Source organism: Sphingomonas sp., assembly GCF_035555815.1.
In the GTDB taxonomy this organism is placed as follows: Bacteria; Pseudomonadota; Alphaproteobacteria; order Sphingomonadales; family Sphingomonadaceae; genus Sphingomonas.
This window is the reverse complement of the sequence record NZ_DATMGG010000041.1, coordinates 1-8,904: the sequence shown is the minus strand read 5'-3', so window position 1 is coordinate 8,904 and position 8,904 is coordinate 1. Positions and strand designations below refer to the sequence as shown.

Here is an 8,904-nt window from a genome sequence, read left to right as displayed (position 1 = left end):
TTCGCCGTGTCGCCGGTGGCGCTGGTCTATGCCAAGGCGGGCTACACCAACGCCCGTATCGAGGCGCGCTACGACGTCGGCACCACCAGCATCCGCGATCACGCCAACCTCGACGGTTACCGCCTCGGTGCGGGCATCGAGTACAAGCTTAGCCCCAACGTCTATGTGAAGGGCGAATATCGCTACTCGAACTATTCGGACCTGAAGGGCTATGACGTCGATGTCGACCGCAATCAGCTGGTCGGCGGCGTCGGCATACGCTTCTGAGCCGAAACCGCGCTGAAGCCAGCGAAAACGAAGGGTCGGGGCGCTTGCTCCGGCCCTTTTTTTGGCGCTAAGGTCTCGGCGGCAAAGTGCCACCGGCCGCAGTCGCGCTGGGAGGCGACCGGGGGTTTGAAGTGATGAAGGCGACGATCGAACGCGCGACCCTGCTCAAGGGGCTGAGCCACGTCCAGTCGGTGGTCGAGCGCAGGAATACCATTCCGATCCTGTCCAACGTGCTGATCGAGGCATCGGGCGCCGATGGGGGCGGAGGATCGATCCGGCTGATGGCGACCGATCTCGATCTCCAGATCGACGAGACGGTGCCGGCGGCGGTCGACCAGGCCGGAGCGATCACCGTCTCCGCGCACACGCTGTTCGACATCGCGCGCAAGCTGCCCGAGGGGAGCCAGGTCGAGTTGGCCGCGGCCGAGGGAAGACTGGCGATTCGCGCCGGCCGCTACAATTCGACGCTGCCGACGCTGCCGCGCGACGATTTCCCCGTGATCGCGGAAGGGGAATTGCCCACCCAGTTCGAACTGCCGGCGGAAACGCTCAAGCAGATCATCGACAAGACCCGCTTCGCGATCTCCACCGAGGAGACGCGCTATTACCTCAACGGCATCTTCCTCCACATCAGCGACGATACGCTGAAGGCGGCGGCGACCGACGGCCACCGGCTGGCGCGCGTTACCGTGGCGCGGCCCGACGGGGCGGAGGCGATGCCGGACGTGATCGTCCCGCGCAAGGCGGTGGGCGAGCTGCGCAAGCTGCTCGATGAGGTCGACGGGTCGGTCGGCGTGTCGCTGTCGGGGTCGAAGATCCGCTTCGATCTGGGGCAGGCGATCCTGACGTCGAAGCTGATCGACGGCACCTTCCCCGACTATTCGCGGGTGATCCCCACGGGCAACGACAAGCTGCTCAAGATCGATCCGCGCAGCTTTGAAGAGGGCGTCGACCGTGTGTCGACCATCGCCACCGAAAAGACCCGCGCGGTCAAGATGGCGCTCGACCGCGACAAGATCACCCTGTCGGTGACCTCGCCCGAAAACGGCGCGGCGGCGGAGGAAGTGCCGGGCGATTACACCGCGCTGCCGTTCGAGATCGGCTTCAACAGCCGCTACCTGCTCGACATCCTTGGCCAGATCGAGGGCGATTCGGTCGAGGTGCATCTGGCGGACGCCGCCGCCCCGACATTGATCCGCGAGAATGACAAGTCGCCGGCGCTCTACGTGCTGATGCCGATGCGGGTGTAAGGCCCAGACTCGCACTTGATTTGTTAACGCGCTCGCACCATACTGACATTATTGTCAGTAAGGATTCGCGACTCATGGCGACGCAGGCGATTGACACTTTTGCCCGTGAGGCACCGGCACCCACCGCCCCGGCACCGGATTTCAACCCCGGCCTGCCGCAGAAGCGCGACTGGAAGGCGGCGTGGACCGCGTTGCGCAAGCTGATGGCGAATGGCGACGATACGGTGCAGGTGTTCCGCATCATGCGCGCTCTCAACGGCGACGTCACCCGGCAGAATTACCGCCGGCTGCTGTCGACGGTCGAGGGCGGGCGGCTCGCCTATCACCGCATCAGCCTGGCCGAACGGTTCAGCGACCGCGCGTGGCTCGATTCGCTGCCGGCGGGATCGGTCGGCGCGACCTATCGCGCGTTCCTCGACAAGACGGGGTTCTCGGCCAACGGGCTGGCGGACATCAGCTATCAGGACAACACCGGCTGGCAGAATGCCGAGCACCCGCACATCTGGTTCGGTCAGCGCGAGCGCGACATCCACGACATCTGGCACACGCTGACCGGCTACACCGCCGAGGAGCATCTGGGTGAGCTGTGCCTCGTCGCCTTTTCCTACGCGCAGACCGGCGGCCTTGGCTGGGGCGCGATCGGCGCGATGGGCGCGCTCAAGAGCCTGCGCGTGACCAAGGGCACCAGGGTGCTGGCGGCGGTGATGGAGGGCTATCGTCACGGCAAGGCGGCGAAATGGCTGCACAATGAGGATTACGAGGCGCTGCTCGCCGAACCGCTCGAGGCGGCGCGCAAGCGGCTCAACATCCTGCCTGCGGTCAAGTACCGTGAGGCGCAGATCCACCTCGACCAGATGGGCGTGCAGGCGATCTGATCGCGTGCGGCTGACGGTTTGAAGACGGTTCGGGATCACGCGAAGACGCGAAGAAGATTGATTCGCGCAGAGGCGCGAAGGACGCGGAGGGGTGTCGCTCACGGCCCCGATATCGCCGCGCCAGCGGCCTTCAGGTGCTCGGCTGCCGGGAAAAATTGAAGTCTCGCTGACTCGAGACGGCGCCAAGGACGAAACGCCTCCGCGTCCTCTGCGCCTCTGCGCGAACCCGCTTCTTCTGCTCTCTCTTAGCGTCTTCGCGTGAATCAAAATCCCGGTCACCCAGCAGATTTGGCCCGCCGGCCCGCACCCCGTAAGGACGCAAGCGATGCTCTCCCGCCTCGTCCTCACCGATTTCCGCAACCATGCCGCTGTCACGCTGGCGCCGGGGCCTGGGTTCGTGGTGCTCACCGGTGACAATGGCGCGGGCAAGACCAACGTGCTGGAGGCGGTCTCGCTGCTCGCGCCCGGCCGGGGCCTGCGCCGTGCGCCGCTGTCGGACATGGCGCGCCAGGGCGGGGCGGGCGGGTTCGGCGTCGCCGCGACGCTCGACGGCGATACCCAGGTCGGCACCGGCACCATCGCGACCGCGCCCGAACGCCGCATCGTCCGCATCAACGGCGTGCCCGCTGCGGCGGCGGCGCTGGCCGAATGGACGTCGGTGCTGTGGCTGACCCCGGCGATGGACCGGCTGTTCGTCGAGCCCGCATCCGAGCGCCGCCGCTTCCTCGACCGGCTGACGCTGGCTTTGGCGCCGGCCCATGCCCATCACGCCACGCGCTATGAAGCCGCGATGCGCGCGCGCAACCGGCTGTTGACCGACGACGTCCCGGCCGACCCCGAATGGCTGGCGGTGCTGGAGGCGGCGATGGCCGAGCATGGCGCCGCGATCGATGCCGCGCGGCGGATGACGGTGGACCGGCTGGGCGAGCGGTTGGCGGCGGGCCAGGCCGGCTTCGCGCGCGCGACGCTGGCGATCGAGGGGACGTGCACCGACGATCTCGCCGCCGCGCTGCGCGCCGGCCGCCGCCGCGATGCCGCCGCCGGCCGCACGCTGATCGGCCCGCACCGCCACGACCTGGCGGTGATCCACGCAGGCAAGGGGCAGCCCGCCGCGCTATGTTCGACCGGCGAGCAAAAGGCGCTGCTGTTCGGCATCGTGCTGGCCCATGCCGCGCTGGTCGGCGCCGCGACCGGGCGGCCGCCGGTGCTGCTGCTGGATGAGGTCGCGGCGCATCTCGATCCGGGCCGCCGCGCCGCGCTGTTCGATGCGCTGGCGGGCGTCGGGCAGGTGTGGATGACCGGCACCGAAGCCGCGCTGTTCGCCGATGTGCCCGGTCCCGCCATCCGGCTGCGGGTGGTGAACGGAAGAATCGAAAACTAACCGCCATTTAACCATTCAGCGCGTATTTCCGGGGAGGATTGCGGGGCATGTTTCACCCTGCCGACGCTGGAGACCGCATTGACCAAGGACCTGCCGCCGCCGGGAAGCCTGAGTGCCAGAATCGATCTGCCGACGCGGCTGCGCGTGTTCGGCTTTGATGGCGCGCTGTCGGACGCGGCGCGCGCGGCCTGGGAATTGATCGAGCCGGAGGCGCAGGCGATCGCCGCCGCCTATTGGCAGCAATGGCTGGAAAGCTTTGCCGACCAGCGCGACTGGGCGCCGCACGAGGCGCAGAAGATGATCGATCTGGGCGTCGTGTTCCTGCGCAACCGTTTCCTCGACACGCATGGCCAGGCGTGGGTCGATTCGATCGAACGTTCGGTCGCCGCCGCCTATGCCGCCGATGTCGAGCCCATGGTGCTGCGGTCGATGATCTGCGCCAGCGACCGGATCGCGCTCGACGTGCTGCTGCGCCGCATCGACGGTGCCGATCCGCGCCTGCCGACGATGATCGACGCGATCATCCGGCTGTCGTCGCTCGAAGGCGAGATCACCGGCACACTCTACAGCTATTTCCGGATGCACGGCGAAAAGATCGCGCGGGAGCGACTGGCGGCGGATTTCCGCAGCACCATCTCGTTGTCGGTCGAAAGCGCGTCGTCGCAAGGGGGCGCGCTGCGCGATCAAGCGAGCAGCACCTCGCTCGCGGCGCGCGGCATGTTGGGCAAGACCAGCGAGGTCGCCGCCGCCGCCGAACAGTCGGCGCTGGCGATGCGTGAGGCGGCGCAGACCGCCGCGGGGCTGATCCGCGCGATCGAGGACGCCCGGACCGAGGTGGAGGCGGCAGCCGAGATCGCCACCCGTGCCAGCGCGCAGGCGAGCCAGGCGGTGGGGATGAGCGAGACTCTCAGCGATCATGCCAAGTCGATCGAATCGATCCTGGGGCTGATCCGCGACATCGCCGGGCAGACCAACCTGCTCGCGCTCAACGCGACGATCGAGGCGGCGCGCGCCGGTGACGCCGGGCGCGGCTTCGCGGTGGTGGCGCAGGAGGTGAAGAGCCTCGCCAACCAGACCGCCCGCGCGACCGACGACATCGCCGCCAAGATCGCCGCGATCCAGTCGGCGACGCGATCGACGGTGGAAACCAACGCCTCGATCCGCACGACCGTCGACGAGGTCCAGGATTCGGCCGAGCGCATCCGCGGCGCGATGGAGGCGCAGGCGACCACGGTCACCGCGATCACCGCCGCGGTCGACGAGACCGCGCTGGCCGCCGATTCGATGTCCGCAACCATCGCCGCGATCCGCGCCGATACCGAATCGGTGGCGCAGGAGGTCGACCAGCTCGGCCGCGAATTCGGCGCGATCGACGACCGGCTCGCCGCGCTCAAGAACGCGGCGGAAGGGTTTTCCGCCTCCGCCGCCGCCTGATCTTCCCTCCGGGGACGTCGCGGCCTATCCGGTGGGGCATGAGCCATATTCTCCTGACCGGATCGAGCCGGGGCATTGGCGCGGCGATCGCAGAGGCCTTTGACCTGCCCGGCGTGCGCTGCGTGGGTCACGGCACCGCCAGCGGCCTTCCCGCCGACTTCGCCGATCCCGCCGCGCCGCACGCGCTGTGGGACCGGGCGCTCGACGCGCTCGAGGGGCGCATCGACGTGCTGGTCAACAACGCCGGGGTGTTCGAGGCCAATCCGCTCGACGCCGCGCATGACGACTGGGTCGCCGGCTGGGAACGCACCATGCGGATCAACCTGACCGCGTCGGCCGAGTTGTGCCGCCTCGCCGTGCGCCATTGGCAGCAGCGCGGGACCGGCGGGCGCATCGTCAACATCGCCAGCCGCGCCGCCTATCGTGGCGATTCGCCCGCGCACTGGCATTATGCCGCGTCAAAGGCGGGGATGGTGGCGATGACCAAGACGATCGCGCGCGGCTATGCGCGGGAGGGCATCCTCGCCTTCGCGATCTGCCCCGGATTCACCATGACCGGCATGGCCGACGATTACCTCGCCAGCCGCGGCGGCGACAAGCTGCTCGCCGACATCCCGCTCGGCCGCGTCGCGCAGCCCGACGAGGTGGCGGACGCGGCGCGCTTCCTCGCGCTGGAGGCCCCGGCATCGATGACCGGCGCGGTGATCGACATCAACGGGGCGAGCTACGTGCGATGACGAGCTGGAAGGTGACGCTCCCCTGCACCCGTGCCGAGGCGGAGGCGATCGAGGTCGGCGAGGCGCTGGCGATGATCGATCCGGCGCCGGTGCTGATGACCAGCGAGCGCGTGGTCGACGATCCCGATGCGTGGCAACTCGACGCCTATTTCGAGAAGAAGCCCAATGCGGTGACGATCGCCGCGCTGCGTGCGCTGGTGCCCAGCGCGGGCAAGGCCAAGCCGGTGGTCGAGGCGATCGAGGAACAGGATTGGGTGACGCTCAGCCAGGCCGGGATCGAGCCGGTGGCGACCCGGCGCTTCTACGTCCACACCAGCACCAATCGCGGCGCACCGCCGCCGGGGGCCAAGGCGCTCCAGATCGAGGCGGGGCTGGCGTTCGGCACCGGCACGCATGAGACCACCGCCGGCTGCCTGCTGATGCTGGAAGGGATCAAGGCGCGCGGCACGGTGGTGCGCAACCTGATCGATCTGGGCACGGGCACCGGACTGCTGGCGTTCGCGGCGATGCACCTGTGGCCGCGTGCCTACGCCACCGCCACCGACATCGATCCGATCGCGATCGACGTCACGGTCGAGAACGCGGCGATCAACGGTGTGCCGATCGGCCTGCGCCAGGGGGCGCTGGCGCCTGCGGTCGCCGATGGCGTCGCCGATGCGATGGTGCTGGCACGCGCGCCCTATGATCTGGTGATCGCCAACATCCTGGCCGCGCCGCTGATCGCGATGGCGGGCGATTTCGCCGCACTGGCGGCGCCGGGCGGGCAGGTCGTGCTGGCCGGGCTGCTGACGACACAGGCCGACGCCGTCGCCGCCGCCTATCGCCGCCATGGCTGCCGGGTGGCGGGCCGCATCGAACGCGGCGACTGGACGATCCTGCGCCTGCGCAAACGGCCGCGCTAACCGGCGGCGGCGAATACCGGACGCGCCTTTACTGTATACTATTCCGCCCGCTTGATGGATATCGCGACGGCGTTTGCGCCATGCGGCGGGACGATCATCGGTTTTTCGACAAGGGGGGCTTCATGCGGGGACGGACGGGACCAGTGCGGTCGGGTTTGCGGGACACTCTGGCCGGCGCGGCGGCGCTCGCGGCGCTGGCGGCGGCGGTGACGCCGGCGATGGCGCAAAAGGTCAATCCGGCGCTCGTCACCGAATCGGAGAAGTCCGGCTTCAAGCGCACCGGCCGGCTGGCCGAGGTCGAGGTGCTCAACGACGCCTTCGTCCGCGCCTATCCCGACGCGGTCCGCGCGATCACCTTCGGCACCAGCCCGGAGGGGCGGCCGATGCGCGCGCTGGTGGTGTCACGCAGCGGCGCGCTGACCCCTGAGGCGGCGCGCGAGCGCGGGCTGCCGGTGATTCTCGTCCAGGGCGGCATCCACGCAGGAGAGATCGACGGCAAGGACGCCGGCTATCTCGCGCTGCGCCAGATGCTCGACGGCCAGGCGGCGCCCGGCGCGCTGGAAAAGCAGGTCGTGGTATTCGTGCCGGTCTACAATGTTGACGGGCATGAGCGGTTCAACCGCTGGAACCGCCCCAACCAGCGCGGGCCGGAGGAGGGTGGAATTCGCGCCACCGCGCAGAACATCAACCTCAACCGCGACTATATCAAGGCCGACGCGCCCGAGACTCGCGCGATGCTGCGCCTGATCGATGCGTGGGATCCGATCGTCTACACCGATCTCCACGTCACCAACGGCGCCAATTTCGAACACGACGTGTCGGTCCAGATCGAGCCGGGCGTGGCCGGCGATACCACGCTGGCGGGTGTCGGCCGCTCGCTGCGCGACTCGATTCTGGCCCGCCTGTCGAAGCAGGGCTCGCTCCCGCTGCCCTTCTATCCCTCGCTGGCGCGCCCGGACGATCCCGCCGCCGGCTTCGTCAACTCGGTCTACACCCCGCGCTACTCGACCGGCTATTCGCAGTTGCGCAACCGCTTCTCGATCCTGCTCGAAACCCATTCGTGGAAGGAATATCCGGTCCGGGTGCGGATCACCCGCAACTATATCGTCGATCTGGTCGAGGAGACCGCCGCCAACGGGCAAGCATGGCTGCGCGAAGCGCGTGCCGCCGACGATCGGGCAAAGGCGATGGCGGGCCAGGACGTCGTGCTCGACTGGAAGGCGACCGACAAGGCGGAGATGATCGACTTCCGCGGCTATGCCTATACCCGCACCCCGTCGGCGATCACCGGGGGTGTCTTGATCCGGTATGACGAGACCAAGCCGCAGATCTGGCGCGTGCCGTTCCGCGACGAGCTGGTGCCGTCGATCACCGCGCGGCTGCCGCTGGGCGGCTATGTGGTGCAGCCGGCCTATGCCGACGCGGTCGCGCCGCTGCTCGAACTGCATGGCATCAGCTTCCGCCGGCTCGACAAGCCGCTCGCGGCGACGGATGTCGAGACCTACCGCGCCGACAAGGTCGCGCTCGATGCGATGCCGAACGAGGGGCGTCAGCGCGCGAAGGTTGAGGGCGAATGGAAGTCCGAGCGCCGCGATATCCCCGCCGGGTCGCTGTTCGTGCCGAGCGGTCAGCCAGGCGCGCGGCTGGTCGGAACGCTGTTCGAGCCGGCCGGCCCCGATTCGCTGCTGGCCTGGGGCCAGTTCAACAACGCGCTTCAGGGCGGTGGCGGGTTGCCCGCCTATGTCGCCGAGGACGTGGCGCTCGCGCAGTTGCGCGATCCGGCGATCATGGCCGAATTCACCCAGCGCCTGACCCGCGACCCGGCGTTCGCCCGCGATCAGCGCGCCCGCATCGAGTTCTTCGCGCGGCGTCATTCGTCGTGGAATCCCGACACGCGGCTCTACCCGGTGTTCCGCGTCGCGAACCCGAAGCTGGGCGAGTGATCGTCTGAAGCCGCCGACGTGGACCGGTCGGCCGGTTTCACGTCGGCGGTTCGTCGCGGGCGCGATCCTTCCGCCTGATCCTATCGCGCGCGCTTGGTCGTGTTGGCGAGTTCGG

Annotated in this window: 8 protein-coding genes; all 8 read left to right on the top strand. The window is 68.8% G+C overall.

Annotation, left to right across the window (positions count from 1 at the left end):
• Positions 1 to 267, top strand: a 267-nt coding sequence (locus VNR91_RS02285) for an outer membrane protein (RefSeq protein ID WP_325489173.1), incomplete at its 5' end; no start/stop codon positions are given.
• A 134-nt stretch (positions 268 to 401) separates the two neighbouring features.
• Entirely contained in the window at positions 402 to 1,517 is a 1,116-nt protein-coding gene (gene dnaN, locus VNR91_RS02280; protein ID WP_325489175.1) for a DNA polymerase III subunit beta, read from the top strand.
• A gap of 74 nt (positions 1,518 to 1,591) precedes the next feature.
• Positions 1,592 to 2,392: a Coq4 family protein gene (locus VNR91_RS02275; RefSeq protein ID WP_325489172.1), complete on the top strand. Its 801-nt coding sequence runs from the start codon at positions 1,592 to 1,594 to the stop codon at positions 2,390 to 2,392.
• 325 nt (positions 2,393 to 2,717) lie between these two features.
• Positions 2,718 to 3,773, top strand: coding sequence for a DNA replication/repair protein RecF (gene recF / locus VNR91_RS02270; protein WP_325489171.1), 1,056 nt, complete (start codon positions 2,718 to 2,720; stop codon positions 3,771 to 3,773).
• Positions 3,774 to 3,851: 78 nt separating this feature from the next.
• Positions 3,852 to 5,207: a methyl-accepting chemotaxis protein gene (locus VNR91_RS02265; protein WP_414712364.1), complete on the top strand. Its 1,356-nt coding sequence runs from the start codon at positions 3,852 to 3,854 to the stop codon at positions 5,205 to 5,207.
• 38 nt (positions 5,208 to 5,245) lie between these two features.
• Positions 5,246 to 5,944 carry an SDR family oxidoreductase gene (locus VNR91_RS02260; protein WP_325489170.1) on the top strand — a complete coding sequence of 233 codons (699 nt, stop codon included), beginning with the start codon at positions 5,246 to 5,248 and terminating at the stop codon, positions 5,942 to 5,944.
• Positions 5,941 to 6,846 carry a 50S ribosomal protein L11 methyltransferase gene (locus VNR91_RS02255; protein ID WP_325489169.1) on the top strand — a complete coding sequence of 302 codons (906 nt, stop codon included), beginning with the start codon at positions 5,941 to 5,943 and terminating at the stop codon, positions 6,844 to 6,846. The genes VNR91_RS02260 and VNR91_RS02255 overlap by 4 nt, the downstream gene beginning before the upstream one ends.
• Before the next feature lie 155 nt (positions 6,847 to 7,001).
• Complete coding sequence (locus tag VNR91_RS02250) at positions 7,002 to 8,789, top strand: M14 family zinc carboxypeptidase (protein ID WP_325489168.1); 1,788 nt, start codon at positions 7,002 to 7,004, stop codon at positions 8,787 to 8,789.
• The last annotated feature ends 115 nt before the right edge of the window (positions 8,790 to 8,904 follow it).